This is a genomic window from Enterococcus sp. FDAARGOS_375, from assembly GCF_002393265.1.
Classification (GTDB): Bacteria; Bacillota; Bacilli; order Lactobacillales; family Enterococcaceae; genus Enterococcus_D; species Enterococcus_D innesii.
The window spans coordinates 1819480-1845943 of record NZ_CP023515.1 but is presented as its reverse complement, the minus strand read 5'-3'; the positions used below and the strand labels follow the sequence as shown (position 1 = coordinate 1845943).

24 protein-coding genes and 2 other annotated features are annotated in these 26464 nt (G+C 45.0%); of the genes, 3 read left to right on the top strand and 21 right to left on the bottom strand.

Going from position 1 to position 26464, the window contains the following annotated elements:
• Positions 1–6 precede the first annotated feature (6 nt).
• The 13 genes from CO692_RS09970 to CO692_RS09910 all read right to left on the bottom strand — a co-directional run bounded on the left by CO692_RS09970 (position 7) and on the right by CO692_RS09910 (position 16585).
• Positions 7–921 (bottom strand): ABC transporter permease, encoded by a 915-nt coding sequence (locus CO692_RS09970; protein ID WP_096742159.1) that lies wholly within the window; start codon positions 919–921, stop codon positions 7–9.
• Between the two features lie 410 nt (positions 922–1331).
• Positions 1332–2153 carry a VOC family protein gene (locus CO692_RS09965; protein ID WP_096742158.1) on the bottom strand — a complete coding sequence of 274 codons (822 nt, stop codon included), beginning with the start codon at positions 2151–2153 and terminating at the stop codon, positions 1332–1334.
• 175 nt (positions 2154–2328) lie between these two features.
• Entirely contained in the window at positions 2329–3090 is a 762-nt protein-coding gene (argB, locus tag CO692_RS09960) for an acetylglutamate kinase (RefSeq protein ID WP_081118280.1), read from the bottom strand.
• 35 nt (positions 3091–3125) lie between these two features.
• The gene (argJ, locus tag CO692_RS09955) at positions 3126–4316 is read right to left on the bottom strand and encodes a bifunctional glutamate N-acetyltransferase/amino-acid acetyltransferase ArgJ (RefSeq protein ID WP_096742157.1); all 1191 of its coding nucleotides are present in this window, start codon (positions 4314–4316) and stop codon (positions 3126–3128) included.
• 78 nt (positions 4317–4394) lie between these two features.
• Entirely contained in the window at positions 4395–5417 is a 1023-nt protein-coding gene (gene argC / locus CO692_RS09950) for an N-acetyl-gamma-glutamyl-phosphate reductase (RefSeq protein WP_096742156.1), read from the bottom strand.
• A 146-nt stretch (positions 5418–5563) separates the two neighbouring features.
• The gene (locus CO692_RS09945) at positions 5564–6709 is read right to left on the bottom strand and encodes an acetylornithine transaminase (RefSeq protein WP_096742155.1); all 1146 of its coding nucleotides are present in this window, start codon (positions 6707–6709) and stop codon (positions 5564–5566) included.
• 203 nt (positions 6710–6912) lie between these two features.
• On the bottom strand, positions 6913–8793 hold the full coding sequence (locus tag CO692_RS09940) for an ABC transporter ATP-binding protein (RefSeq protein ID WP_086293873.1): 1881 nt from the start codon (positions 8791–8793) through the stop codon (positions 6913–6915).
• Entirely contained in the window at positions 8790–10517 is a 1728-nt protein-coding gene (locus tag CO692_RS09935; protein WP_096742154.1) for an ABC transporter ATP-binding protein, read from the bottom strand. Before CO692_RS09935 ends, CO692_RS09940 begins: the two co-directional genes overlap by 4 nt.
• Positions 10510–11178, bottom strand: coding sequence for a TetR/AcrR family transcriptional regulator (locus tag CO692_RS09930; protein ID WP_077453958.1), 669 nt, complete (start codon positions 11176–11178; stop codon positions 10510–10512). Before CO692_RS09930 ends, CO692_RS09935 begins: the two co-directional genes overlap by 8 nt.
• Positions 11179–11444: 266 nt before the next feature.
• Positions 11445–12476 (bottom strand): LPXTG cell wall anchor domain-containing protein, encoded by a 1032-nt coding sequence (locus CO692_RS09925; protein ID WP_096742153.1) that lies wholly within the window; start codon positions 12474–12476, stop codon positions 11445–11447.
• A 128-nt stretch (positions 12477–12604) separates the two neighbouring features.
• A complete protein-coding gene (locus tag CO692_RS09920; protein WP_096742152.1) occupies positions 12605–14620 on the bottom strand; it encodes a glucose PTS transporter subunit IIA in 2016 nt (671 codons plus the stop codon).
• Entirely contained in the window at positions 14620–15528 is a 909-nt protein-coding gene (gene murQ, locus CO692_RS09915; protein WP_096742151.1) for an N-acetylmuramic acid 6-phosphate etherase, read from the bottom strand. Before murQ ends, CO692_RS09920 begins: the two co-directional genes overlap by 1 nt.
• Entirely contained in the window at positions 15521–16585 is a 1065-nt protein-coding gene (locus tag CO692_RS09910; RefSeq protein WP_192940706.1) for a DUF871 domain-containing protein, read from the bottom strand. Before CO692_RS09910 ends, murQ begins: the two co-directional genes overlap by 8 nt.
• 246 nt (positions 16586–16831) lie before the next feature.
• Between CO692_RS09910 and def the strand changes: the two genes are divergently transcribed.
• Complete coding sequence (gene def, locus CO692_RS09905) at positions 16832–17395, top strand: peptide deformylase (protein ID WP_005227211.1); 564 nt, start codon at positions 16832–16834, stop codon at positions 17393–17395.
• Positions 17396–17473: 78 nt separating this feature from the next.
• Here the strand turns inward: def and CO692_RS09900 are convergent, their stop codons facing one another.
• The 8 genes from CO692_RS09900 to CO692_RS09865 all read right to left on the bottom strand — a co-directional run bounded on the left by CO692_RS09900 (position 17474) and on the right by CO692_RS09865 (position 24647).
• Positions 17474–18682, bottom strand: coding sequence for a M20 family metallopeptidase (locus tag CO692_RS09900; RefSeq protein WP_081118270.1), 1209 nt, complete (start codon positions 18680–18682; stop codon positions 17474–17476).
• A 59-nt stretch (positions 18683–18741) separates the two neighbouring features.
• Positions 18742–19581, bottom strand: a complete 840-nt coding sequence (locus tag CO692_RS09895) for a MetQ/NlpA family ABC transporter substrate-binding protein (protein WP_081118269.1) — start codon at positions 19579–19581, stop codon at positions 18742–18744.
• 52 nt (positions 19582–19633) lie between these two features.
• Positions 19634–20314 carry a methionine ABC transporter permease gene (locus CO692_RS09890; RefSeq protein WP_010748680.1) on the bottom strand — a complete coding sequence of 227 codons (681 nt, stop codon included), beginning with the start codon at positions 20312–20314 and terminating at the stop codon, positions 19634–19636.
• A complete protein-coding gene (locus tag CO692_RS09885; RefSeq protein ID WP_096742149.1) occupies positions 20315–21391 on the bottom strand; it encodes a methionine ABC transporter ATP-binding protein in 1077 nt (358 codons plus the stop codon).
• A gap of 67 nt (positions 21392–21458) precedes the next feature.
• Positions 21459–21699: a binding site (T-box leader), on the bottom strand.
• 50 nt (positions 21700–21749) lie between these two features.
• Positions 21750–21988, bottom strand: a binding site (T-box leader).
• 53 nt (positions 21989–22041) lie between these two features.
• Entirely contained in the window at positions 22042–22560 is a 519-nt protein-coding gene (locus tag CO692_RS09880; protein WP_086293862.1) for a cysteine hydrolase family protein, read from the bottom strand.
• 11 nt (positions 22561–22571) lie between these two features.
• Positions 22572–23096: a transcription repressor NadR gene (locus tag CO692_RS09875; protein ID WP_081118267.1), complete on the bottom strand. Its 525-nt coding sequence runs from the start codon at positions 23094–23096 to the stop codon at positions 22572–22574.
• A complete protein-coding gene (locus tag CO692_RS09870; RefSeq protein WP_086293858.1) occupies positions 23093–23941 on the bottom strand; it encodes a chorismate mutase in 849 nt (282 codons plus the stop codon). Before CO692_RS09870 ends, CO692_RS09875 begins: the two co-directional genes overlap by 4 nt.
• A 13-nt stretch (positions 23942–23954) precedes the next feature.
• Entirely contained in the window at positions 23955–24647 is a 693-nt protein-coding gene (locus tag CO692_RS09865) for an NAD-dependent protein deacylase (RefSeq protein WP_086293856.1), read from the bottom strand.
• Positions 24648–24804: 157 nt separating this feature from the next.
• Between CO692_RS09865 and CO692_RS09860 the strand changes: the two genes are divergently transcribed.
• Both CO692_RS09860 and CO692_RS09855 read left to right on the top strand, forming a co-directional pair.
• Entirely contained in the window at positions 24805–25473 is a 669-nt protein-coding gene (locus CO692_RS09860) for a response regulator transcription factor (protein WP_096742148.1), read from the top strand.
• Between the two features lie 14 nt (positions 25474–25487).
• Positions 25488–26393 (top strand): sensor histidine kinase, encoded by a 906-nt coding sequence (locus CO692_RS09855; protein ID WP_086293852.1) that lies wholly within the window; start codon positions 25488–25490, stop codon positions 26391–26393.
• Positions 26394–26464 lie beyond the last annotated feature (71 nt).

Below are 26464 nucleotides of genomic sequence, written 5' to 3'. Positions count from 1 at the left end.
TGCTACTCACCATAGACTGTGACCGACTTTGCGTGCGAAAAAGTTTGCTCCGCTCAAAAGCGTGACACTAATGACTGCTTTGAACAAACCAACAGCTGTTGCATATGAATATTGAGAATTGCTGATCCCTACCCGATACACATAGGTATCAATGACATCCGCCACATTCCTAAGAGCTGGATTGCTCCCCAGTAAAAGCAAATCTTCAAAGCCCGCATTCAACAAGTTGCCGATTTCTAAGATCAAGAAGATCGTAATGATTGGAATGATCGAAGGCAACGTAATCAAAAAAACTTGCTGAAATTTTGTCGCACCATCTAAGGATGCTGCTTCATACAACTGCGGATCGATCCCAGCAATGGCTGCCATATAGACGATCGAGCCAAAGCCAATCGATTTCCAAAGATTTGTCGTAACGATGATCGTCCAGAAATAACGGGGAATCGATAAAAAGTTGATTGGTTCATCGATCAGGTTTAAACTCTCCAAAGCAATATTTAAGCTACCGTTATCCATCGATAAAATCGACATCGTAAACCCTGCCACGATCACCCATGATAAAAAGTGTGGGAGATAAGTAATCGTCTGCACCACACGCTTGAAGGCAACATTCTTGACCTCGTTAAGCATCAATGCCAGCAAAATCGGTGCCGGGAAACAAATGACGATCTTTAACACACTGATCATAATGGTATTGCGTAAGATTTCCCAAAAGCGTGGTTCACTAAAAAAGCGACGAAAATTGTCAAAACCGATCCAAGGGCTTCCTGCCATTCCCTCAAAAATATTGTACTGTTGAAACGCCATCAAAATCCCGTGCATTGGGATATAACTAAAGATGCCTACCAGTAAGATCGCCGGCAGCACCATAAGCTGAAGATCCCATTGAGCAAAATACCGCTGTATCCCCTTTTTTTTCATCACATCTACTCCTTGTCTTCCCGTTACTGCTCACCACCAAAAGAAACCGCATACATTAAAACAACAAACAACCTCTGCGTCCAGAGTCCATCGAATCTCGATTCTTTTTTATTATAAATTAAGAATAACCACAATTCAATATAATGTTTTCTTTTTTTGAATCATAATGGCTATTATATTAAGTTTTAAAACAAGCGCCTAAACTATTAAATAACAAAACAAGAAAATTCAAATAGATTGGACCTGCTCTGCTAATACAGATAAACTACCGTTTTTTCAATGATTGGTCTTCAAATCGATGTAACAGGTTTTTGCACTCTTTCGTGCGAAATAAAAACAAAAGTTTCTTTTTTTGACAAAAAAAAGAAAAAGCAGAGAATCGCCCTCTCTGCTTTTTCTTTCATAACCTATTATTTTTTAACGATAAACCACCATTCGATACCGATCGCATCGTAGGTCGTCAACAATTTCCGTTTTTTGTCGATGAAAAACTCTTGATTCTTCTCAGACAAGTGTTTTTCCAATGTATCGATATCTTCTTGACTGATAGAGATTTTCAAGAAGTCTAAGCCAAGCACCTCATGGCTCGGTAAGTCGATCGTACCACCTTGTGCTTCAGTCAAGCCAACTTGGAAGTCACCATCATTGAGGATAAATTCCTTTGTTTCGGCTTCTTTTGTTTTCAAGCCTAAGCTTTCTTCTAAGAAAAGCTGCTCTTTGGCTAGATCACTGACGTTTAAATACAGCTTGCCAAAATGAGCCTCTTTTGATAAGCCAGCCGCTTTTTCAGGTGCCGCTTTGATCAATTCTGCTTCGTCTTTTGGCAACGCAGTTCCTGCGGGTGCTGTAAATAAGACTTCAATTTTGTTCCCTTCTGGATCAGCTATCAGGAAGCCCAATTGATTCGCTTCATAACGAGCTTCTTCGAAAGCAATCGCTTTTTGTTGGGCATTGCTCGCGATAGTTGCCGCTTCTTCTAGCGAGGATACAGCTAAGACGATGCGCTGCATCTTTTTGATCTCACCGAAATGATCGTTGGCACGTGGGCTTTCTTCCAACCATAAAACTTCTCTATCTAATCCTTTTAGACCAAAAATGGCCAACTCATTTTCTTCTCTTTTCAGCTCAAAGCCAAGTACATCTCGATAAAAGGCAATCGCTTGATCGCGGTCTTTTACCCGAATTGCAACAGTCAGCAACTTCGTACTGCTCCCCAATAAGAAATCTGTCATTGTTTCTCCCCCTACTTACATATGTACTCATTGTACTGATAAAACGAAATTCTAGCAAATGAAATCCCTACCTCTTTTATTCTTTTTTTGGAGAAAACAAGAAGAAAAGCGCAGAAAAGTCAGAATTTTGCAATCTTACGAGGGGAAGACAGGCGTTGGATTGCCGCTAAAGGCTTTAACCGCAAACAGCTGCTGCTGGAGTTGCAGCTAAGATCTGAGTGCCCAAACGGTCGACACGATCCGTGATACAAACAGAGGCGACCCCTGCTTTCAACGCTTTTTCGGCGCTTTTTAGTTTGGGCAACATGCCGCCTGTGACTACTTCTTCGGCGATCAAGCGGGGGATCTCTTCAAAAGAAACAGCGGATAACCACTTGCATTCTTGTTTGATGCCAGGAACATCCGTCAACAAATACAGTTTTTCGGCTTGCAAGCTGGCAGCAACCTGACACGCTACTTCATCGGCATTGATGTTCAGCCATTGACCCTCTGGGGTAATTCCTAGCGGTGCCAAAATCGGAACATGTTTTTTCTCTGTCAAGAGCTGTAGGAAAGCAGCGTTGATTTGTTGAACTTTCCCTACTTGCCCTAATTTCTCCTCATCGATAACTTCTCCTTGAATCAGTTGATCACAGCCAGCATTCAGTCCTACGGCATGGAAGCCGGCTTGCTGGAAAGCAGTCGTAATCAGCGGTTGAACTTGTCCCAGAAGGACCATTCTAGTTACTTCAAGCGTCTGGGGATCGGTCACCCGCAGGCCGTCTTTGATCGTGACTGTCAACGCCATTTTCTCCATCATTTCTGAGATGTAGTGACCGCCGCCATGGACGATGACCACTTTTTTGCCCGCAGCTTGCCAATCTGCTATAGTCTCAAAGAATGACGGGGTTAAATTGTCTGAGGCGACACCGCCGATTTTTACTACGATCGTTTCCATCTACTCGCTCCTTTTTGTCTAGTACCTGATTTGTATTAGGTATGATATAGTGCGTTGATTTTCACATAGTCATACGTCAGATCACAGCCCCAAGCGGTGCCAACACCTGCCCCTTCTTTCAGCTCAACAGCGACTTTGACTTCATTTTCCGCCAACTGTTCTTGCATGATGGTTTCGTCAAAAGCTACCGGTGTCCCTTGGACAAAGACGGGAATGTCGGCTAATGCGATCGATACCGTTGCTGGATCGATGGGTTGCCCACTATAACCCACTGCACATAAGATACGCCCCCAGTTCGGGTCTTTGCCAAAGAGGGCTGTTTTGACCAGCGGCGAACCGACGATGGTTTTGCTGATCATTCGGGCTGCTTCATCCGTCACCGCTCCACTCGTGTGAGCTTCGATCAATTTGCTGGCGCCTTCTCCATCCTTCGCAATTGCTTTGGCTAGTGCGGTCAGAACTGCTTTGAGCATCCCTTTAAACTCCTGATAAGCTGGCGTATCGGCTTCGATCGTTGGATTTTTGGCTAACCCGTTGGCTAAAACTAACACCATATCATTGGTTGATGTATCGCCATCGACCGTGATTTGATTGAAGGTAACGTCGGTCAATTCTTTCAGCAGTGCTTGCAAGAGTGCTGGAGCGATCGCCGCATCCGTCGTAACAAATGCCAGCATCGTGGCCATATTGGGATGGATCATACCAGACCCTTTGGCACAGCCCGCAACAGTCACCGTTTTGTCAGCGATCGTTGATTGGATGACACTGCTTTTTTCAGTCAGATCCGTCGTCAAAATCGCTCTTTGAAATCGGTGGGCATCCCCTTGTCTGTTTAGTTGCTGAATCCCTGCAGTGATTTTTTCCATCGGTAAGCTCTTGCCAATGATCCCGGTGGAGGCTACCGCAAAGGCTTCGGGACTCGTATGTAGCTGGGCTGCTGCCAATTCTGCCATCTCTTGTGCATCTTTTAAACCTTGCTCCCCGGTACAAGCATTGGCATTGCCCGCATTGACGATCACGCCTTGCAAGGTGCCTGCTTGCATTTTTTCCTTTGTAACGAGAATGGGTGCCGCTTGTACTTGATTGGTGGTAAAGACTGCCGCAGCACTGGCTGGCACTTCAGAGACGATCCAACCAAGATCGACTTTCTCTTTCTTCAGACCGCAATGCAGACCGTCGGCAAAAAAACCTTTTGGGGTTGCGATCGTTCCTTCGATTTCTTTCATTTTCTTTCCTCCTACTGCCACCTTTTTGCGGATTGTCCACTGGCTGACACGAGTATCCTCACGTGTCTGTTGGCTATTTTATGGATATAACGGTGCTTGCATAAGACCAGTCGTTTCTGGTATCTTTGCCCATCGATTGAAGTTTTGGATCGCTTGGCCAGCAGCCCCTTTGCCTAAATTATCGATCACTGCGACAACGGTCAACACTTGGGTCAGCGGATTGAAACATATGCCAATGTCACAAAAATTCGTTCCCGTCACTTGCCGCAGCTCGGGCAGCTTTCCTAACGGTTGCACTCGGACAAATGGATGGTCTTGATACGTTTTTACGTACTGCTCACAGATGTCCTCTTGCGAAATCGCGTCTTTGATAGGCGCATAAAGCGTCATAAAGATCCCTCTTTTGACAGGCAGTAAGCTGGTAGAAAATTGGATCGGCGGCATTGCCTGATCCCATTGCTGAAACTGCTGCATGATCTCAGGAATATGCTGATGCTGATTTGGCTTATACATCGTCATGTTATCCGCAGCAGTTGCAAAGTGACTGCTGTCGGTCAATTTCTTACCAGCACCCGACAAGCCCGACTTGCCATCAAAAATCAACGTACCGCTGAATAGTTTTTGCTGAACCAACGGCGCAGCCGCTAAAATGGCAGCAGTCGCATAACAGCCTGGATTGGCGATCAAATTGCCAGGAGTCGTTGCAAACTCAGGCAACGAATAGGTCGCTTGTGCCAACAACTCGGTAGGTGCAGCTTCTTGGTGATACCATTTTTGATAGCTATCCCGATCCTTCAATCGCAGATCACCAGAAAGGTCAATCACTGGAAAGTCATTTGCGACAAAAGTCGCTGCGAGTTCTTTGCTGATTCCAGCAGGAGTCGCAAAAAACACGAGTTGATTTTCCTTTTGGATTTTTTCTGCATCAAAAGGTTCGATCAGCTGCTCTGTCAGTCCAATTAAATGAGGATACAAAACTGATGAATTTTCATGCATAGAATGACTATGCAAGGTGCCCACCTCCAATTGGGGATGCTGCTGGATCAAACGAATCAATTCAATTCCGGTATACCCTGTTACACCAACGATTGCTGCCTTCAAACACGTCACTCCTCAAAAGAATTTACTTAAGATTATAAGAAACTCCCATCGCTCTGTCAATGATTATTTATAAAACTATTCAAAATAAATTCGCTGTTATTCGGTTTTTATAAGAAAAAAAGCCCGAAAAATCTATTTTTATACAATTATGCTAAGATCGCTTGTAAAATCGCCAATGCTGCTTTCGTTTCCTCTTGCGAGATCGTTAAGGGTGGCAGCAAGCGCAAAACCTTGGTACCCGCCTTTAATGCGAGGAGGCCTTGGTTCCGCAGTTGGGTCAACACGGATTGCAAGCTTTCCGAATCGGCTAATTCGATACCGATCATCAGTCCTTTCCCACGTATCGCCTGCACCTTAGATAGTCCTTGCAATCCGTCGAAAAACTGCTGCTGACGCAATTGAACATTGACTTGAATGTCCTCTTCTTGCAACACACTACAAACGGCACTAGCAGCGGCCATCGCTAATTTATTGCCACCAAAGGTCGAACCGTGACTACCGGGTCCAAAAGCCGTTTGCAAGTGGCTTTTGCCTAGCATCGCTCCGACAGGGATCCCGTTACCAAGCCCTTTTGCTACGGTAAAAAGATCAGGTTCAATGCCATATCCTTCAAAAGCAAACAGTGTTCCTGTCCGTCCCATCCCGGTTTGGATCTCATCCACCACTAGCAGTGCTCCCTGCTCCTGACAAAGGGCTGCCACCGCTTGGACCCATGCCACCTCAGCAGGGATCACGCCGCCTTCGCCTTGGATCAATTCTAAAAACACGGCTGCCGTCTGTTCATCTAAAACGGCTTGCAATGCCTCAAGATCATTAAAGGGTACATACACCATCTCTGGTACTAACGGTCCAAACCCATCATGGATACTGCTTTGCCCAGTCAAAGACATCGCGCCAAAAGTCCGACCATGGAAAGATTGTTCAAAACTAATAACCTTACTACGTCCCGTCGCTTTGCGAGCCAGCTTTAAAGCAGCTTCGTTCGCCTCAGCGCCGCTATTACAAAAATAAGCCAGATACGGCTCGTCTGATGCGTTCTTTTGATTTTGGGTCAGCTTTTGGGCAACTTCTTCTTGCAGCTGGCTATCATACAAATTCGGCACATGCCAAATCTGCTCTGCTTGTGCCATCAAAGCAGTTTGCACTTTGGGATGTCCATAACCGAGATTGACGACCCCGATGCCGCTTGTTAAATCTAAATATTGTTTACCTTGAGAATCTACCACATAGCTGCCGCTGCCTTGCTGGATATCGATGGGCAAACGGCTGTAATTAGGAAAAAGATGACTCATTGGTTTCACTCCTTGTCTTGGTTCATTCGAAATTATGTATTAATATACATTCTAATCCAGTTAATTGCAATAAATATTTAAAATAAAGCGGGAAAAATTCATAAAAAAAGAAAACAGTGACAATCACTGCTTTCTTTCAGTCAACCTTTGGCGGTCTGTTTATTATCATTTGGGGAAGAATTTCTTTCATTACAAACAGTGGATCACGCCACTTCTTCTGAAAATTGACTGTTATACAGGTCTGCATAGAAACCGTTTTGTGCCATCAATTCTTCATGGTTTCCAGTCTCAACAATAGACCCGTGATTCATCACGATAATATTGTCAGCATCACGAATCGTAGATAGACGGTGAGCAACCACAAAGCTGGTCCGATTTTCTAACAAACGACCCATTGCTTTTTGGATCAAAATCTCTGTCCGCGTATCGACACTAGAAGTTGCTTCATCCAAAATCAAAACGTCGGGATCCGCTAAGAAGGCGCGGGCGATCGTGATCAGCTGACGTTGACCTTGGGAGATGTTGCTGGCTTCTTCATTCAAGACCGTATCATAGCCTTCTGGCAATTTGCGAACAAAATCATCCACATGGGCAGCTTTCGCCGCAGCGATCACTTGCTCTTTGGTTGCTTTTTCATTTCCATAATGAATGTTGTCATAGATGGAACCAGTAAACAACCACGTATCTTGCAGCACCATCGAGATATTACTACGCAACTCATCACGAGTCAAGTCTCGGGTATCTTTGCCATCGTAACGAATGCTACCGCCAGAAACATCATAAAAACGTTCCAAGAGATTGATCAGCGTGGTTTTCCCAGCGCCGGTAGGTCCTACGATAGCCACCATCTCACCAGCTTTAACATCCAGATTAAAATCGGTCATCAATAATTTGTCTGGGGCATAACCAAATTGAACATGATCGAAACGAACTTTGTATTCACTGTCTTCCACTGGCAATCCAGAAGGCTCATCATTCATTTCTTCTTCATCCAAGACTTCAAAGACCCGTTCGGCAGATGCAACGGTTGATTGGATGGTGTTTAGTAAGCTAGCGATTTGAGTGATTGGTTGAGAGAATTGATTGGTGTATTGCAAGAATGCTTGCACATCCCCTAGCGTCATGTTCCCATTCGCCACTTTGATCCCACCAAGGACAGCCACGAAGACATAGCCTAAGTTTTTAATGAAGTTCATCAAGGGCATAATGATCGCTGAAATAAATTGGGCTTTCCAACCAGCGGAATACAGACGGTCATTTTCTTCTTCAAAAACGACTTGATCGGCGGCTTCATGGTTGAAGGTTTTGACAACGGTATGACCGCCATAAGTTTCTTCGACTTGGTCATTGAGCAATCCTAAACTTTTTTGTTGTGCCGCAAAGAATTTTTGCGATTTTGGTGCGACGATCATCACGACGATCAAGCTTAAAGGAACCGTTGCTAAAGCAACCAAAGTCAGTTGCCAACTGATCGTCAACATCATCCACAAAACCCCGATAAAGGTCACGACACTCGTAATAAATTGGGTCAAGTTTTGTTGCAGGGTACTTGCGATATTATCCATATCATTGATCGCCCGTGACATGATATCCCCATTTGAGTGAGTATCATAGTAAGAGATCGGCAAGCGGTTCATTTTTTCATCTAAGTCACGACGCAGCTCATAAACCGTTCGTTGCGAGACACGAGTCATAATAAACTGTTGTAGAAAGTTGAAGACGGCTGAAATCACATACATGCCGATCGCAATCAAAATGATTTGACCAACTTTCTCAAAATCGATAGGAAATTCTGTCACCTGTTGGCCGGCTTGCATCTGTTGTGCACCGATCATGACACCTTTAAAAATTTCAGTGGTCGCTTCCCCTAAAATTTTCGGTGTTTGGATTTGGAAGATCACGGCTGCGATCGCTAAAACGAAGACGGCAATGATAGCGATAGAGCGTTTCGACATGTACCCGAAAAGCCGTTTGACCGTTCCCCAAAAGTTTTTGGCTTTTGGTCCTTTGGCACCGATGTTACGGCCTGGACCGCCGCCCATTGGTCCGCCACGGTGTTGTGTTGTTGTTTTCTTTTCACTCATGCAAGATCCTCCTCTCTCAATTGTGAAGAAACGATTTCTTGGTAGGTTTCATTGTCTGCCATTAATGATTCATGGGTCCCTTTTCCTACGAGTTTTCCTTCATCCAATACTAAGATCGTATCGGCATCCATGACGGTGCTGACCCGTTGGGCAACCACGACCATAATGCTGTCTTGCATGTCGCGTTTCAGCGCTGCTCGTAAGTTAGCATCGGTTTTGAAGTCCAGTGCGGAGAAGGAATCATCAAAGACATAGACATCTGCTTGTTTCACTAACGCACGAGCGATCGCTAAACGTTGACGTTGTCCACCAGAGAAGTTGCCGCCGCCTTGTTCTACACGGCTATCTAAGCCATCTGCCAGTTCGGAGACAAAATCTTTGGCTTGGGCGATCTCTAAGGCTTGCCAGATTTCTTCATCTGATGCATCGGGTTTTCCGTATTTCATATTTTCACGAATGGTACCGGAAAACAGTACCGCTTTTTGTGGAACAAAGCCCACGACTTCTCGTAGATTGTGCTGGGTGACTTCTGCAATATTAACCCCATTGATTTTGATTGCACCAGATTCCACATCGTACAAACGAGGCAAGAGATTGACTAAGGTCGTTTTCCCTGAGCCCGTCCCACCGATGATGGCAACAAAATCACCAGATTTTGCTTGGAAGTCGATATCTTCCAACGCCAATTTCTCAGCGCCTTGGTATCGATACGCCACATGGTCAAAGGTCAAGGTTGCTTGATCCCCTTGTAAGCTCAATGTCGCTGGTGTTTTTGGATCGAGAATTTCATCTTCTTCATTTAAGACTTCGTTGATCCGGTCAGCCGAAGCTTGGGCTCTTGGCACCATCACGAAGATCATGGACAGCATCATAAAGCTGATCAAAATTTGCATTGCATAGGTCATAAACGCAATCAAGTTCCCGACTTCTAAGGTCATTTCGGCAATATAATGACCGCCAAACCACGTGATGGCAATGTTCGTCCCACTCATGATCAACGTCATCAAAGGCATCATCAAGGCCACGATGGTATTTACTTTAATCGCGGTGTGGGTGTAATCTTTGTTGGCTTCATCAAAGCGATTCGCTTCATAATCCGTCTTATCAAATGCTCGAATAACGCGGACCCCCGTCAAGCCTTCACGAAAGACTAAGTTCAAACGGTCGGTTTTCTTTTGCATACTTTTGAATAAAGGAACGGCAAAATACATAATACCGCCGACCAATACCAGCATGATAGGAATAACGACTAAAAAGATTCGTGTTAATTGGGCATCTTTTTGATAGGCCAAGAAACTCGCCCCAATCAGTGTGATCGGTGCATTGATCATCATACGTAAAAACATTTGCGTCACCATTTGAATTTGGTTGACGTCGTTGGTGGTCCGTGTGATCAATGATGCGGTCCCGAATTTATCGAAAGAACGAGAAGAAAAATTCTCAACTTTTTGGTAAATGTCCGAACGTAGTTTTTGTCCTAATTTTTGTGATTCTCTTGTTGCGAAATACGTATTTCCTAAAGCGGCGATGATACTGATTAATGAAAAGCCGATCATGTAAAAGCCGGTTTTCCAAATGTAATCAATGTCGCCTGTCGCCACCCCATTGTTGATAATATTGGAAGTCAATGTCGGTAGATACAAATCAGAAACGACTTGGATCACCATAAACACCACTGCCATGATGATGGAAATGACGGATACGCGTTTTATCAGCTTAATCATAGGTTTCCCCTCTTTCTTTTTTTGCGCCCTCTCTTAACCAGCGGACTTTACTGTTGAAATCAGCAATCGCTTCGGCAGGATCATAGTCTGGATCAAACGCTGATTGGCGATAGGCTTCGGCAATCGTCGAAAAGACGGTATGCATCAGCAGCTGGATCAGCATTTTCAACTCATGGTCGTCTTTGACTTTCAATAAATCTTTGTCGATCTCTGACAAAAAGATGGCTTGCTGCTTCTGCCGATCGGCTTTGTGTTCTTGATGCATCTTGTGCTGCATCTCGGGCACGACTTTATGGAAGGAACGATAATCCATACTCATAAATAAATTGCGGTAAAAGTTTGCATTTTTGCCTTTAAAAACTTCGGCGATCATCCGTGAAAAGTACCATTCGAACCCCGCAAATAGATCCCCATTTTCATGTTGGATCGATTTCAGCAGGTCTCGCTGACTATTTTTTTTCAACGTATGGAAATAATAGTAGTAAAGATCTTCTTTGTTTTCGAAGTATTGGTAAAAACTCCCCCGAGGAATTTCGGCATCTTTGATGATGTTGGCGATCGAGGCGTCTTTCAAAGGCAGCCTGGAAAATTCTTTTTTCGCCGCATTTAAAATGCGCTTTTGTTTTTCCGGCGGCAAGTGAAAAAATGTATCTGTCGGCATCACAAGCATCTCCTTTCTAATTTAAAATAAATCACAGCTCTCAATATGACACGATGTCATATGACACTGTGTCATTATACACCCTTCGCCAGAGAATGCAAGAATTTAAATTTGACTTTTTTATGAAGGAATCGATTCTGGTCTTTTTATAAAAGGCGTTATTTGAAAAGAAATCATAAATGAAATTTCTGAAAACAAAAAACCTTCGTTTCCCTGATGGAAAACGAAGGTTGCTATTTTTTCATTCTGCCTATTATAAATAACGTTCATTTTTTCTTTCGGCGCCATAAAATCAAGAAAACGATCAGCAGCAGGATGATCCCTGCGATCAATAAGGTATAGCTTGGCGCTTCATTGGTTTTAGGTAATGTTTTTTCGCCATCGGCAGTTGCGGCTGCCTCTTTCGAAGAAGTCGTTGTAGCTGTTTCTTGAGCGGTCGTCGATGTTGCGGTCGCTTCTTCAGTTGTACTCGTTTGCGTGCCTGTAGGCAGATACATAGAATCATTTGCCGCTTGAATGATATAAGAGATCCGTCCTGGAACAAAGGCACCTGGATCGACTTGCATCTCTTGTTCCATCTGATTCAAGTTGGTTAAAATCGAAATCATCCAGTCGTTGGAAACGGCTTGATTCAAATGTAAAAAGACTCCGTCTGCTGGATAGACGACCCGTAAATATTCCTGCAACTGATCCACGACAGGAATCAAGTCAGCAAAACTGGCGTAGCTATTCGCATCAAAAGCCAGTTGTGGCTCAATGGCTTCCCAGGATAACGTCTGATCAACAAACAAGGCACCGATGATTTTTGCCAAGTAAGCAATATCAAAGCCCATCGCATCACTAGAATAACGTAGTGCTAGGCGATTGCCATTGGTCAATTCTTCATCTGTCAACTGGTCCAACTGTTCTTGGGTAAATGCGGTCACACTGCCTTCAGTGATCCCTTGAGTTAAGGCACTACGTAGCGAACTAGGTTCATCAGCTAACGTGTTGATCTCATTGACGTTTTGCGTCCCTGTCTCTGCTTGGATCGAGGCAATAACGGCTTCGGAATCGACTGGCTCTTGATTCTCGTCAGCTGTAGTTTCTGAAGTAGCGGATTGATCCGTTTCTTGGTCTTCCGCTGTACTTTCTTGGGCAGAATTTTGGATCTGCTCACTATCTGTTTGCCCTTCTGATGAAAGCGTCTCGCTAACGGCAACCGGATTGTCACTTCCACTCGTAGCCGTTTCATCTGCATGAACCATCAATGGTGAAAATGCCAGCGTCATTAGTCCGAACCAAATTATTTTTTTCATCGTCATTGCCTCCTCGAATGGGATTTCTCCCTTTGTAACGAAACTGTAACATAAAGGAAAATTTTTCGCAATCTATTTAGTAACTTCTTAAAAAAAACCTCTATCTTTATCCGATAGAGGTTTTAACATTATTTTATCGTTGCCACATGCATGACGGCTTGACCTGCTTTTGTTTCCGCGATCGGTAACAGTTCAACGTTGGCTGCTTGGTCCATATTGGTGATAATCACGAGCATCTCAGTAGCTTTGCCTTTGGCTGTCAACTGCGCCAAATCGACTTGGGCAACTTGGGTGGCTGGTGTCACGGCTTGGCCTTCCTCCACCAGGATCTCAAAAGGTGCTCCTTGCAATTCGACGGTGTCGACCCCCATGTGCAGCAGAATCTCTAGCCCGCTGGCAGTCTTGATCCCCAATGCATGTTTCGTTGGAAAAATCGTCGTGATGGTCCCTGCTGCTGGTGCAAAGATCGCCCCATTGTCTGGCAAGACAAAATACCCGTCGCCCATCATTTTTTGCGAAAATACCGGATCACTTGATGCACTGATCGATTTTGTCGTACCTGTTGCTACCGCGTATAAGGGGGTATCGATCGTTGTTGCTGATGAATTTGCTGCCGTTTCCTTTGCCGCCGTTTCACTCGTTTCTTTTGGTTGCGATTGCACGGAAGTGACGGTTGCAGCTGATTTTGCCTCCTCTGCCTCGCTTTCTTTGACTGCTTCTAAGCGATCTTTCGGAATCCCAAAGAAGTAGGTGGCAACGAAGCCGCCAGCATAGCCTGCTAACAAGCCGAAAATATAGCCCATCCAACGGCCGTTGGCAATCAATGGAATCAAAGCTAACCCTGATGGTCCAATCGCCGTTGCGCCGATATTTGTCAAAGCGCCAATGACCGCACCACCGATCCCACCACCAATACAAGCAGTGATAAATGGTCGACCTAATGGCAATGTCACTCCGTAGATCAATGGTTCGCCGATGCCTAAAATCCCAACTGGCAATGCACCTTTGATCATTTCAGAAAGCTCTTTGTCTTTACGTAGTCGTACCCATAAGGCTAAAGCTGCTCCGACTTGACCGGCACCAGCCATGGCTAAAATCGGTAATAATTGCGTGCTGCCTGTTGCCTCGATCATTTGGATGTGGATCGGGGTCAAAATTTGATGCAAACCAAACATGACCATTGGTAGGAAGGCCGCCCCTAAGACAAACCCAGAAAAAGCCCCGCCCACATTCAAGACCCAAGTGATCGAACCGACTAAGCTGTCAGAGATCAGGCCGGCCAATGGCATGATCAAAAAAATCTCCGTCAAACCGATGATCAACAAACACAACGTCGGGGTCACGATAATATCGATCGCTTCAGGAATCACTCGATGCAGCACTGCCTCTAATTTCGCCAAAAGCCATACAGCGAAGATCACACCGATGATCCCCCCTTGGTTGGCAGCTAACGCTTCGCCAGTGAACAAGTTTTGGATCGGGGCTTCTGGGTTCATACCTGTCAGCAAGATGATCGAACCGATCACTCCACCAAGGGTTGGATTGGCTTTAAAGACCTGCGCAGCATTGACCCCAGTAAAGATCGCTAAATAGGTGAACATCCCATTTCTGAGGACGTTTAAAATCATGACATAATAATTCCAAGTGTCTCCATCTAATCGCCCAGCCGTGATCATGTTGGTCAGAACGGAGGCGATCCCTGCAACGAGTCCTGCACCAACGAAGGCTGGAATCATTGGAACAAAGATATTTGAAATGTCTTTCAGCAGCGACTTCAATGGCGATGATTTTTGTTTGGCTTTTTGGGCTGCTTTCATCTCTGCCGTTTTTTCTGATAACGCCTCTTTGCCTGATTTTTGCTGCGGGATCTCTTGCCCTAAATCAACACCGGCTTTTGCCACCATTGCGTTAGCTACTTTGTTGACTTTCCCTGGTCCGATAATGACTTGCAGCTGCTCGTCATTGACGACCCCCATCACACCAGGAAGCTCTTTTAACCCTTGTTGATCGACCTTGTCGTGATCGCGGACGGTCATTCGTACGCGAGTCATACAGTGATTGACTGTTTCTACGTTGTCCATTCCGCCGGCTTCTTGAAAAATCTTCTCCGCTAACTCTTCTACCGTCAGTGTTTCTTTTGCCATTACTTTTCTCCTCCTAACGCCGTTTTGACAAACCCTTGTGCCGTGGCAAGTTTTGCTTGTGCTTCGTCTTTCGTGCTATCCGTCAACAGCATCACGATCGCCAATTTGACATTCTGATCTGCTTCTTCAAATGCCACGGCGGCTGTTTCATAATCAGCTTCAGTTGCCTGCATGATGATCCGTTTTGAGCGTTCTACCAATTTTTCGTTGGTCGCTTTCACGTCGACCATCAAATTATTGTAGACTTTGCCGATCCCTACCATCGATAACGTCGAGATCATATTCAAAATCAATTTTTGGGCCGTCCCAGATTTTAAACGAGTCGAACCCGTCAGAAACTCTGGGCCACAATCGACTTCAATTGGAAAGCTGGCATGTTGAGAGATCTCCGCATCTTTGTTACAGGCGATCGTAGCCGTTGTGGCACCAAGCTCATTGGCGTAATCAAGAGCCCCAATCACGTAAGGAGTTCTACCACTGGCAGCGATCCCGATCACCATGTCATTTGGGTTCAACTTCAGATCGACAAGGTCTTGTTTCCCTAGCGTTAAGGAGTCTTCTGCTCCTTCGACAGCGACCGTCATCGCTTCTTCGCCACCGGCGATCAGACCAACCACCATCTCAGGTGATACCCCAAAGGTTGGGACACATTCGGCCGCATCCAAGACGCCTAATCGACCACTCGTACCAGCGCCAAGATAAATCAAGCGTCCGCCTTTTTTAAAAGCAGCGATAGTTTGTTCAATGACTTTTTCAATACTAGGAATTTCTTTTTCCACTGCATAGGCAACTTTTTGATCTTCTTGGTTCATTTTTTGGCACGCTTCTAAAATCGTCATTTCATCTAAATTGCTCGTTTCGCTATTGCGTCGTTCAGTCGTTAATTTGTCTAAATTGATTTTATTCATTGGAATCATCTCTTTCTAATTTAAATCGCATCCCTGCTTTGATTTGTTGGATCAAAGGCAGATCGGCTGGTATCACCTGAGCGGCGAGGTTGACTTTTGGGTCTGCTGGCAAAGGACGTTTGCACACCTGGATCTCTCCCATATAGCGCAAGTAATCTTGGTTATCGATCGTCACAGCACCCACTGGCCGCTCTTGACTAAGTTCAGGATTGACTTCTGGAATGGCATTGAAACGGGCATCGGCGCTACGCAAGACATCTCGAGCTTCATCGTAACGATTTTGGTGATTCCCTAGTACGTGTTCAAAGTAAGTCGAACCAAGATCTTTGACCCGCAAAACGATCCTCGCTTCTTGCAGATACGTCGCAAACTGCTGCGCACTTTTTGCAGAAACCATCCCATCACCGATGTAAACAGCATCGACTGAGCCAGTTGCCAATAAGTCGATCGCTGCGGCAAAAGGCGACCAGTTGCGGTGTCTTTCCAGTGTGGGTAATCCTTGAAATAACGGTCCACGTTTCTTGGCATCCCCTGGAACAAAGGCTTGGACGAAAAAGCCTTGTGCTTTCAACCAGCGGTTCTTCTCCTGAAACCAGCCAACATCCAGTCCCGTTTCAGGTCGGGGGTAATAATTGTGCCAAGCTTCCAAACGAGTAAAATCGGCTCCATACGCCTGCAGCTCTCGAATGTCTTTTTCCGTCAATGTACTGGCATTCAAACTGATGGTCATTTCTTTTGAAAAAGCTGCGATTTGCTGATTGTCGATCGCATAATCCATTCGTAAACCAGTGACACCGATCTCCCTTAGTTCCGCCAGATTGTCGATGGAAAAGCCCGCTTCTGCTAATGCGTTTCCAGAAATATCTACCATTAAAGACAGCTGATGGTCTTTTGCGAAACCTCCCAAGTCCGTCAAACGCTGCCGATAAGTACTGCGATCATCTTCTGGTATGTGCATGGAGGTGAAAATCCCTTTAAAGCCTGATGCCATCGCAGTCATCTGCTCAAGTTCTGCTGCCGTCAAGTCTTCGTTCATAAATACAGAAAAGCCGAACATCTCTTTGCCTCCTTGATGGGTCACTTTCGTGATACCGTTTTCTATAAAAGCATTATAACTGATTCTTTTCCCATTCGCAACTATATTTCATAATTAAATAATTAATATAGAAATATCGTTTCATTTAATAAGAAAGCTTTACCGTTTAAACTTTCTTATGCCCTTCTTTCTACACTTATGGTACACTTTATTAGGAACGAAACTTGCTTTCGTCATTTTTACATAGTAGGAGGAATCACATCATCAATGATTACAATGGATGATATTATTCGCGAAGGCAATCCAACCTTGCGTGAAGTAGCAAAAGAAGTACCTTTTCCTTTGAGCGAAGAAGATATCGCACTAGGAAAAGAAATGATGACCTTTTTAGAAAACAGCCAAGACCCAGTCAAGGCAGAAGAACTTGAATTAAGAGGCGGCGTTGGTCTAGCAGCTCCTCAATTAGATATTTCAAAACGAATCACAGCGGTCCTCGTCCCTAGCAGCGACCCAGAAAAAACTGAACCTGATTTTAAAGATGTTCTATACAATCCCAAAATTCTAAGTCATTCCGTGCAAGAAGCTTGTTTGGGTGAAGGCGAAGGCTGTCTGTCCGTGGACCGTGAAGTCCCTGGCTACGTGGTGCGCCATGCCCGGATTACGATCAGCTATTACGACATCAACGGCAAAAAGAAAAAAGTTCGTTTGAAAAACTATCCTGCGATCGTCGTTCAGCATGAGATCGATCATTTGAACGGGGTCATGTTCTACGATCATATCAATCAACAAAATCCTTTTTCATTGAAAGAAGGCATTTTAGTCATCGACTAACTAAAAAGTCTCTACCGACATTTTGCGGCAGAGACTTTTTTTCTATACTATTGACTATCTTCCTTCACGGTTTTGGCATTAATTGCCTTTCGCTAGGCTTTCTTGATGATCGGCTTTGATTTTTTCTAATAACGCTGGCTGCTCAAAAAGGTCTAATGCCGTCAGCGCTAAAAGTTCCGCCGCGATGGCGATCGATTGCAAGCCTTTTTCACTCTTGGCAGCGGCTTTGAATTCTTCCGAATGCCCCGCAATGTAGTCATCTGAAATCGAAACGGTGGGTTGGATCGTCGGGATCACTTGACTGACATTGCCGACATCAGAAGAACCAAGACTTGCTTTTGCTTCCGTATCGATCTCATCGGCAGGTACGCCCGCTTCTTGGGCATGGGCGAAGAAAATCTCATCAAAACTTGGTGTCACGATCACATCATCGACGGAGTTTTGGAACAAGCCGAATTCATAGGTCGCTCCCGTAGCTAAAGCGGCTCCTTTGACGATGTTTTCGACTTTCTCATAGACATCATTCAAGGTTGCTCGATTGGCTGCTCGTAAATAAAAGCGACCGGCTGCATATTCTGGCACGACATTGGCTGCTACGCCGCCATCGGTGATCACACCATGAATATTGACGTCTTTTGGTAAGTGCAGGCGCAACCCATTGATCCCGTTAAAGACTTGCAACAATGCTTCTAACGCGTTGATGCCTTTTTCTGGTGCAGCTGCCGCATGGGAAGCTCGACCATAGAACTTGATATCCACTGGATCATTGGCTAATGACGCTGTCGTTTTGCCATAGCGATGGGCTGGATGGACACAAAGAGCGGCATCGACATCATTGAAGAACCCTTCACGGACAAAACTGCCTTTAGCGGAACCATTTTCCCCACCTTCTTCTCCTGGCGTCCCATAGACTCGAATCTCCCCGCCTAGCTCATCGATGAAAGGTTGCAGGGCACTGGCTGCTAAGACGGAATAAGTCCCGAAGAGATTGTGCCCACAAGCATGACCGATCCCTGGTAACGCATCGTACTCAGCTAAAAAGGCAATCGTTGGGCCCGGTTTTCCACTGACATAGCGGGCATCAAAGCCGGTGCGATGTCCTGCGACATCCTTTTTAACAGCAAAGCCTTCTTTTTCTAATTGGGCGATCAGGGCATCGGCTGAGTAAAACTCATAGTTGCTGACTTCTGGGTGATTATGGATATCTAATGCCAAGGCTTGATAAGCGGCTAAACGCTCTTGGATAAATGGTTTAATCGTTGCTTTTGTAATAGTTGCTGTTGTCATAATCAAATCTCTCCTTTTTTATACATGTTTTTTCAATTTTATATCAAATTACGTGGTACTTATTTTGCCCCAAAGGTTTCCCAAGCAGGAACACTTGATCCTTTTGACGTTTCCTCGATGACTTTTTTCGTATCCTCTGTTTGGTAAGCAGCGACCACTTTTTGGTAAACTTCATTGTCTTCATCTTCTTTACGGGCGGCAATGATGTTGACATAAGGACGGGCCGTTTCATCAACAGGCTCTAAAAAGATCGCATCTTCGGTTGGTACAAATCCTGCATCTACCGCCATGCCGCTATTGATGACCGAAACATCGACATCGGAAAGTGCCCGAGCAGTTTGCGCTGCATCAAGTTCTGAAATTTCTAAGTTCAAACGGTTTTCTGTAATATCCGCGACCGTTGGTGTTTGTCCGGCTGCTTCATCCACTTTGATCAATCCAGCTGATTGTAACAAAAGCAATGCCCGACCACCATTGGTCACATCATTAGGGATCGCAACTTTAGCTCCTTCAGCCAAGTCGTTGACATCCGTCACTTTGTCGGAATAAATACCTAATGGTGCATTGACTGTATTGCCGATCGATACGAGATCAGTACCAAATTCTTCATTATAGTTGTCCAAGAAAAATTGGTGTTGGAATGAATTGAGGTCGATGGAACCATCAGCCAAGGCTGCGTTGGGTTGGTTGTAATCAGAAAATTGGACATATTCTAAATTGATGCCTTCGTCTTTCAAACGATCTTTGACATCATCCCAGACATCGGTGTCTGCACCAATCACCCCTAATTTCACCGTGACTTCTTCTTGATCATTGGCTGCGGCACTGCCATTGTTTCCGCATCCTGTAATAAATAATAATGCTGCCCCTAAGACGATTGATTGTACGAATTTTTTCATTTTTTCTTCCTCCATAGACTTGCTTGTTTTTTTATTTGTACGTAAGTGGTGGTCAGTGTGATACTCGTTTAATGAGTAGGTTGCTGACAAATTGACTGATAAAAACGAATACTAAGATGATCAAGGTCGCCATGATCGTAACATCGGTCTGGAATCGGTTGTACCCGCGGGTGATGGCTAAGTTTCCTAAACCGCCAGCGCCGACTGCTCCTGCCATGGCGGTCAATCCGATCACATTGATCACGGTCAATGCAGAGACCCGAATAATTCCCGCCACGCCTTCTGGCAAATAGACCCGAAAAATGATACCGAAAGGACTGGTGCCCATCGCTTCAGCTGCCTCCACGACACCGGGGTCAACTTCTAGCAAGGCAATCTCGATCTGCCGAGCAAAGAAAGGAATGATCCCAGCAATCAGAGGAACCAATGCTGCTGTTTCGCCGATGGTCGTTCCGACAAGGAATCTGGTAAAGGTTCCTAGTAACGTCAATAAGATAATGAAAGGGATCGAGCGCACTACATTGATGACTTTATCAAGAAATTCAAAGAGCGGTCGATTTTCTAAAATCCCATTCGGTCGAGTCACTACCAAAACGATCCCTAACAAGATGCCTAAGATGCCCGCAATCAAAGAGGTCCAAAAAACCATATACAAGGTTTGGATCGTTGCTGTCACAAATTCATCTTGGATCGCAACAACATTGGGAAAATATCTTTCTAATAAGGCAGCCATCTAAAATCCTCCTTTAATTACATTGTTTAATGGTTCTGCATGATTTTCTTTTAAAATATTGGTGTAAACCCCTTGAGACTTCAAATATTCTAAGGCATGTTTACGCTGTTGGTATTCGCCGGATAAGCTAACGACTAAGCTGCCGATCGGCACTTCTTGCAAGATCTCCACGTTGCCGTAAAGAATATTGGTGGTCACTTTGTAGCGGCTGTACAATTGGGCAATCAGTGGTTCATTGGTTTGATCCCCCACATAGGACAGCTCCACCAGCCATTCGTTCGGTGCCAAGGAAGAAAATTTCGAACTGCCAAGGATCGTTTCTAAGGCTTGGTCGATGTGTGTCGCCGTTCGGATGAAATCTTTGGTCAATGGTTTTTCTGGTTGACTGAAAATCTGAACGCTTGAGCCTTGCTCGATGACTTCGCCGTCTTCCATCACTGCCACTTTGTTGCAGATTTCTTTGACGACCTGCATTTCATGGGTAATGATCACGATAGTCAAACCGAGAGTCCGATTTAATTTTTTCAACAAAGCCAATATCTGTAAGGTCGTTTTCGGATCAAGGGCGCTAGTTGCCTCATCACACAACAAAATCTCTGGATCATTTGCCAAAGCTCTGGCGATGGCGACCCGCTGTTTTTGTCCTCCAGATAGTTGGCTAGGAAACGCTTGGGCTTTTTCTTCCAATCCAACAAGCGCTAGCAGCTCGGTAACTTTTTGATGACGTTCCTGTTTGGACCGTCCCCCATATTTCAAGGAAAAATCCACGTTATCAAAAACATTGCGACTGTCCATCAAGTTGAAGTGCTGAAAGATCATTCCGATCGTTTTCCGTTTTTCTCGCAGAGCTTTCGCCGAAAGCGTGGTCAGCTCCGTGCCATTGACGACGACGCTGCCGCTGCTTGGTCGCTGCAATAAGTTGATTACACGGACGAGTGTACTTTTCCCGGCGCCTGAGTAACCCACGATGCCGTACACGTCCCCTTTGTCGATCTCGATCGATACGTTTTTGACCGCTTGGATCACGGGTTTCTTTGGTTGATTGAATGTTACTGATATGTCTTTTAATGAAATCATCGTCTTCCCCCTAGTTCTTGTCTTTTTCAATAAAAAAGGCATCCTCAAACAAGTCACCTGTGACTTGTTTGAGGACGCCTTTTTGCGTGTTACCACCTCAGTTTAAGCTGCACTCGCATACAGCTCCTTTTCGAGTACGATCATACTCTAGCCAGATAACGGTCGCTACCGTCGTCGCCTTGCAAACTACTGCTCGGAACGAATCACTCCTTGGCCATTTTCTAAAAGTCGTTTGATGCTTCTTTTCAGCTACCGAAGCTCTCTGTTGAAAAAACGTGCTTTTGTACTTACCAATTCTTCGTGTGTGGTGCTATTTGATTTTTGGTATAAAAAAAGTCCTTTTACCAGCATTTGCTAGTAAAAGGACGAATACTCGTGTTACCACCTTTTGTTTAGAAGGTTTCCCTTCCCTCAACCCAACGTCTAGCCGTGCTAGAGATTGGTGCACTTTGTAACGGTAGTGCGCATCCGTGATTGCCTACTTATCGACAATCAATCTTCCAAGGCCATTTTTCATCGCTTCTGACTTGACTCTTTCCACCAACCAGAGTCTCTCTTTAAAGTATCCGCGGTTACTTTCCTTCTCAACAGATTCATTATTCTTGTTGAGTTGTACTTTACTGGAAAATGAACGTCTTGTCAACAAAAAATCACAATTTTTTCATCTGAGGATTTGCCAAGACTTCCGCAAAGCGTCCTTGCCAGATCATTTCATACCAATCAATGATTTCAGCTGCTGATCGTCCTCGGCTTGGATACGTCGTTGTGGCTTGGGCATACACGACGTTTTGATAACCCAGACCATGCGCGAATTTGATCGTGCCATCAAGGCAATATTCCGTCTGAGCACCAGCAAATTCGATACTACGCACTTGGTTTGTCTGTAAGACCGCTTGTAGATCTGTTTGAAAAAAACTATTGGCGTGTTTTTTTCGAATCAAACGATCCGTTGGTTCATAGGCCAATGCTGGGTGCAGTTGCCATGCTTTGCTACCGTAGGGCAACGTCTCCTCTTCATGCTGAACAAAAATAACTGGTTTTTCTTCTTTACGATATCGTTGGATTCGTTGGTTGACGAACAGCAATAATTCCGACAAATGGTCAATTGTTTGGTCATTTGTTTGACAGACCCCATTTTGCAAGTCAATGATCAATAAGACATCTTGCATCACTTCACTCCTCAATTTTGGTAGAGCATGCCTTTTTCTGCTAACTGTTGTTTGGCTTTTTCCAGAGCCGCAGGATCGGTGTAGCGCAACGTATGCAAGTGTACCCCATTGGTTAAATCTGAGAGCAAGCGGGCTTCTGCATGTTTGGTTTTGTTGATGAAATCAGTCACGTCTTGGTCTGTTTGGATCTGCAAATTGCCAGTGATCTCTCCATAGATCTCATGCTCAACGATGACATCGACCACTTCCACACCACAAGCGACAAAGATGCGCAATTCTTCTTCCGTTTGTTCAGGTCGATGCTGCACCGCTAGCTTACTTACATGCCCTGCCTCATCCAACAGCGCTTGCAGACGATAGCCGCGAGCCGTAGCCACAATCGCTTCACCAGCTGCTCGCAATAAGGCAATGTCCCCAACGATGATTTGACGGCTGACTCCGAGGGATTCTGCCAGTTTGCTGGCACTGATCGCTTTGTCCGCTTGCTTCAATGCCGCTAAAATGTTTTCTCGACGTGTTGCTCCATCCATACTCATTCCTCCAATTGATTCTCTTGATAGGTTTTTGAGTGGTTCATAATTGATTGAAACATAGCCAAAATCGTTTCTTCGTAGGCTTGATTAGAAATTGCCTGCCGAATGTTTTCCAGCACTTTCTCTTCACGATTTTCATCTAATACCGGCAGTCGACTGCTTTTCTTCAATTGCACGATTTCGTTGACCGTGCTCATACGTTTTTCCAAAAGATGCGTGAGTTGCCAATCAATGTCATCGATCGCTGCCCGCTGAACAGCCAAAGGATCTTGCTGATTGTTTTCTTCTTCCAAGTCAATCGTCTTGATGACCCGTGCCGGATTTCCCGCCAGCACAACATTGTCTGGGAATGATTTTGTAACGACACTGCCAGCCCCCACCACGACATTGTTGCCTAAGCGGACCCCTGGCAAAATCGTGGCCGCACCACCGATCCATGCGTTATCGCCAATCACGATCGGGGCCCCTAATTCTAAGCCGCTGTTTCGTTTGACCGGATGTAATGGATGCGTCGCCGTAAACAACCGAACATTGGGTGCCAGCATACAGTTGTCGCCAAAGGTAATGGGACAAACATCTAATAGCACACAGTCGTAGTTAGCATAGAAGTTTTTGCCCACAGAAATATTGTAGCCATAATCAAAACGGACATTCGGTTCGATATAGATTCGACCAGTCACAGAGCCGAAAGTTTCTTTTAGTAACTGCTCTTTGATTTTTGTATCAGTTTCTTGGTTGATCAGGTTCATTTGTTCACGGGCATACTTTCGATCTGCCACCAATTCTGGATCTGGGGAAAAGTACAATTCGCCAGCAATCATTTTCTCTTTTTCGGTACGTTGTGTCATATCATAAACTCCTTCATTCAATTTTCTGGAAAAACGTTTCGGCTGCTGCGGTCAACATGCCATATTCATTCGGGATCGCCAATGGTTCCTTATTGATGACCAACACCTGCTGGCTGTAATCGACTAGCCCTGCAAAAGGATAGACTTGCAGCGAAGTCCCCACGACCACCGTCAGGTCGGCTTGAGCAACGGCTTGAATGGCTCCTTCAATGGTTTCATCCGTAAATCCTTCCCCATAAAGCACGATCGCTGGCCGGACCTGACCGCCACATCCTGCATGGTGCCAATCCTGCAAATACGCTTGCCAAGGTACCGGATTGCCGCATTTTCGGCAATAACAGTTGTACAAGGAGCCGTGAAAATCGATTCTTTGGTGACTGCCTGCTTTTTCATGCAAGCCATCGATGTTTTGCGAAACGACCCAGACGGTTTTCTTCGCTTGCAGCTCAGCCATTTTTTGATGAATGATATTAGGCTGTGCTTGGGGATGGTAGAGGTGCTTGACGAACTGATAAAATGTTTCCGGTTCGTTTTCTAAACAGTCATGGCTTAACAAATACTCGGGCTGGGCCACTCCTTGATAGACCCCTTTTAAGGAACGGTAATCAGGAATGCCCGATGGGGTCGAAACACCGGCACCCGTCAAAAAGGTCACCGATGATGCGGCGGTGACCGCTGCGATTGCTTGCTCAATAGATACCTTCATCGTTCTAACTTCCTTTATGGCTTTTCTCTTATTCTAACCGAAAAAGAACCGTTTTTGCGAAAAATCAGCCATTTTCTTTTTTTAAAGCAACTAATGCTTTTTCGTGCGGAATTGCTTATAATAAATGCAATAAATGCAAGGAGACTGGGAAAACCAAATGAAAATTTTGATTATCGAAGACAACAATGAGATCAGCGAAATGTTGGCTACTATTTTAGCAGCTGACTATACCGTCCAGCAAGCCTATTCAGGCACGGAAGGTCTGCTGCTTTTTCAGCAAGATGCTTTCGACTTGATTTTGCTAGATCGAATGCTCCCCGGTAAAGATGGGACACAAGTCTTGCAAGAAATTCGCCAAACCTCCACGGTCCCCGTCATTATCTTGACTGCCTTAGATGAACCAGCCGATGTTTCCACCCTTTTGCTGGCGGGTGCCAATGATTACTTGACCAAACCCTTCAATGTCGAAGAATTAAAAGCCCGCATCATTGTTCAGTTGCGAACAAATAAACAAACCCCTCCAGTTGCCAGCAGCCACTCGTATAAAAACATTCAACTGTTGCCTGACTCGTTTCAGCTGCAACGAGGAGAAGCAACGGTTCAGTTAAAGAAAAAGGAGTTTGAGATTTTTTCCCTGCTCTTAGCCAACCCCAAAAAAGTGTATACGAAAGAAATGCTCTATGAAGCGGTTTGGCAGGAACCTTATTACGGTGAAGAAAACACAATCAATGTCCATATCAGCCATTTACGCAGCAAAATCAAAACACTCGATCCAGATGAAGCGTATATCGATACTGTCTGGGGCATCGGCATCAAGCTAGCTTAAAAAGGAGGAACCCCATGCATCTACTTCAGTTTTTCGCTGCCTTGATCGTTGTTTTATTGATCGGTTACTGGCTATTCTTACTGTATGATCTGAAAAAGTACCACCAGCAATTAGCAAGAATCAGCGAAATCGAAACAAATCAAGAGATCCATTTGCAGACCCGCGTCCCCGCTTTAAAAGCGATCGCTTTGTTAAACAATCAGATACTTAGAAAAAATAAGCAGCAGCACTATCAAATGCTGCAAGAAAACCAGCAGTTGGAACAAGCCATTCAAAATATCTCTCACGACTTGCGCACACCTTTGACGGTCGCCAGCGGCTACACACAACTGCTGCAAGCCGATACGACCCTCACCCCGCAACAACTACAGCTGCTGGATAAAGTCAGCAGCAACCTAGAAAAAGTCGAAAATCATCTGGAACAGTTGTTGACCTATCAACGCCTCAAAGACAACCAACTGGCTTTGACCTTAGAAGAATTCGATCTTTCTCGTTTGTTGGAGGAGGAACTGCTCCAGTTCTATCCTTCTTTTGAGGAAAACCATTTATCACTGACAGTTGCGATCCAACCCAACATCATGATCATTTCGGATAAAAAAAGCTGGCAACGAATTTTCCAAAATGTCCTTGGCAATTTACTGGAACATGGCAGTGAGACCGGAGCGATCCGCTTGAATCAGCAAGGAGAGCGCATCGTTTTCCAACAGGAAAATCAGCTGAGATCACCGATCCAGCACCCAGAAAAATTGACCCACCGCTTTTATACGGAAGACCTTTCACGGCATAAACAGCAAGCTGGACTTGGTCTGTATATCATCGCGGCATTGACTAATGCATTAGACGGCAAGGTCCAATTGGATACAACCGAAGAGACGTTTCGTTTGACTTTGTTTTGGCAGCAGTCCGTTGAATCCTACTAACTAATGGCTATACACAAAAAACACCCAATCGCTCGACCTTCACTAGTCGATACGGTTGGGCGTTTTTCTGC

Coding starts and splice junctions, on each gene's coding strand:
- CO692_RS09880 (WP_086293862.1), bottom strand. CDS start 22,560: ATGCAAGATGTCTTATTGATCATTGACTTGCAAAATGGGGTCTGTCAA.
- CO692_RS09965 (WP_096742158.1), bottom strand. CDS start 2,153: ATGACAGATTTCTTATTGGGGAGCAGTACGAAGTTGCTGACTGTTGCA.
- CO692_RS09935 (WP_096742154.1), bottom strand. CDS start 10,517: ATGATTAAGCTGATAAAACGCGTATCCGTCATTTCCATCATCATGGCA.
- argB (WP_081118280.1), bottom strand. CDS start 3,090: ATGGAAACGATCGTAGTAAAAATCGGCGGTGTCGCCTCAGACAATTTA.
- CO692_RS09890 (WP_010748680.1), bottom strand. CDS start 20,314: ATGGCTGCCTTATTAGAAAGATATTTTCCCAATGTTGTTGCGATCCAA.
- CO692_RS09860 (WP_096742148.1), top strand. CDS start 24,805: ATGAAAATTTTGATTATCGAAGACAACAATGAGATCAGCGAAATGTTG.
- CO692_RS09925 (WP_096742153.1), bottom strand. CDS start 12,476: ATGAAAAAAATAATTTGGTTCGGACTAATGACGCTGGCATTTTCACCA.
- def (WP_005227211.1), top strand. CDS start 16,832: ATGATTACAATGGATGATATTATTCGCGAAGGCAATCCAACCTTGCGT.
- CO692_RS09875 (WP_081118267.1), bottom strand. CDS start 23,096: ATGAGTATGGATGGAGCAACACGTCGAGAAAACATTTTAGCGGCATTG.
- CO692_RS09885 (WP_096742149.1), bottom strand. CDS start 21,391: ATGATTTCATTAAAAGACATATCAGTAACATTCAATCAACCAAAGAAA.
- CO692_RS09930 (WP_077453958.1), bottom strand. CDS start 11,178: ATGCCGACAGATACATTTTTTCACTTGCCGCCGGAAAAACAAAAGCGC.
- CO692_RS09865 (WP_086293856.1), bottom strand. CDS start 24,647: ATGAAGGTATCTATTGAGCAAGCAATCGCAGCGGTCACCGCCGCATCA.
- CO692_RS09855 (WP_086293852.1), top strand. CDS start 25,488: ATGCATCTACTTCAGTTTTTCGCTGCCTTGATCGTTGTTTTATTGATC.
- CO692_RS09900 (WP_081118270.1), bottom strand. CDS start 18,682: ATGACAACAGCAACTATTACAAAAGCAACGATTAAACCATTTATCCAA.
- murQ (WP_096742151.1), bottom strand. CDS start 15,528: ATGAATAAAATCAATTTAGACAAATTAACGACTGAACGACGCAATAGC.
- CO692_RS09945 (WP_096742155.1), bottom strand. CDS start 6,709: ATGAGTCATCTTTTTCCTAATTACAGCCGTTTGCCCATCGATATCCAG.
- CO692_RS09920 (WP_096742152.1), bottom strand. CDS start 14,620: ATGGCAAAAGAAACACTGACGGTAGAAGAGTTAGCGGAGAAGATTTTT.
- CO692_RS09870 (WP_086293858.1), bottom strand. CDS start 23,941: ATGACACAACGTACCGAAAAAGAGAAAATGATTGCTGGCGAATTGTAC.
- CO692_RS09970 (WP_096742159.1), bottom strand. CDS start 921: ATGAAAAAAAAGGGGATACAGCGGTATTTTGCTCAATGGGATCTTCAG.
- argJ (WP_096742157.1), bottom strand. CDS start 4,316: ATGAAAGAAATCGAAGGAACGATCGCAACCCCAAAAGGTTTTTTTGCC.
- CO692_RS09910 (WP_192940706.1), bottom strand. CDS start 16,585: ATGTTCGGCTTTTCTGTATTTATGAACGAAGACTTGACGGCAGCAGAA.
- CO692_RS09940 (WP_086293873.1), bottom strand. CDS start 8,793: ATGAGTGAAAAGAAAACAACAACACAACACCGTGGCGGACCAATGGGC.
- CO692_RS09895 (WP_081118269.1), bottom strand. CDS start 19,581: ATGAAAAAATTCGTACAATCAATCGTCTTAGGGGCAGCATTATTATTT.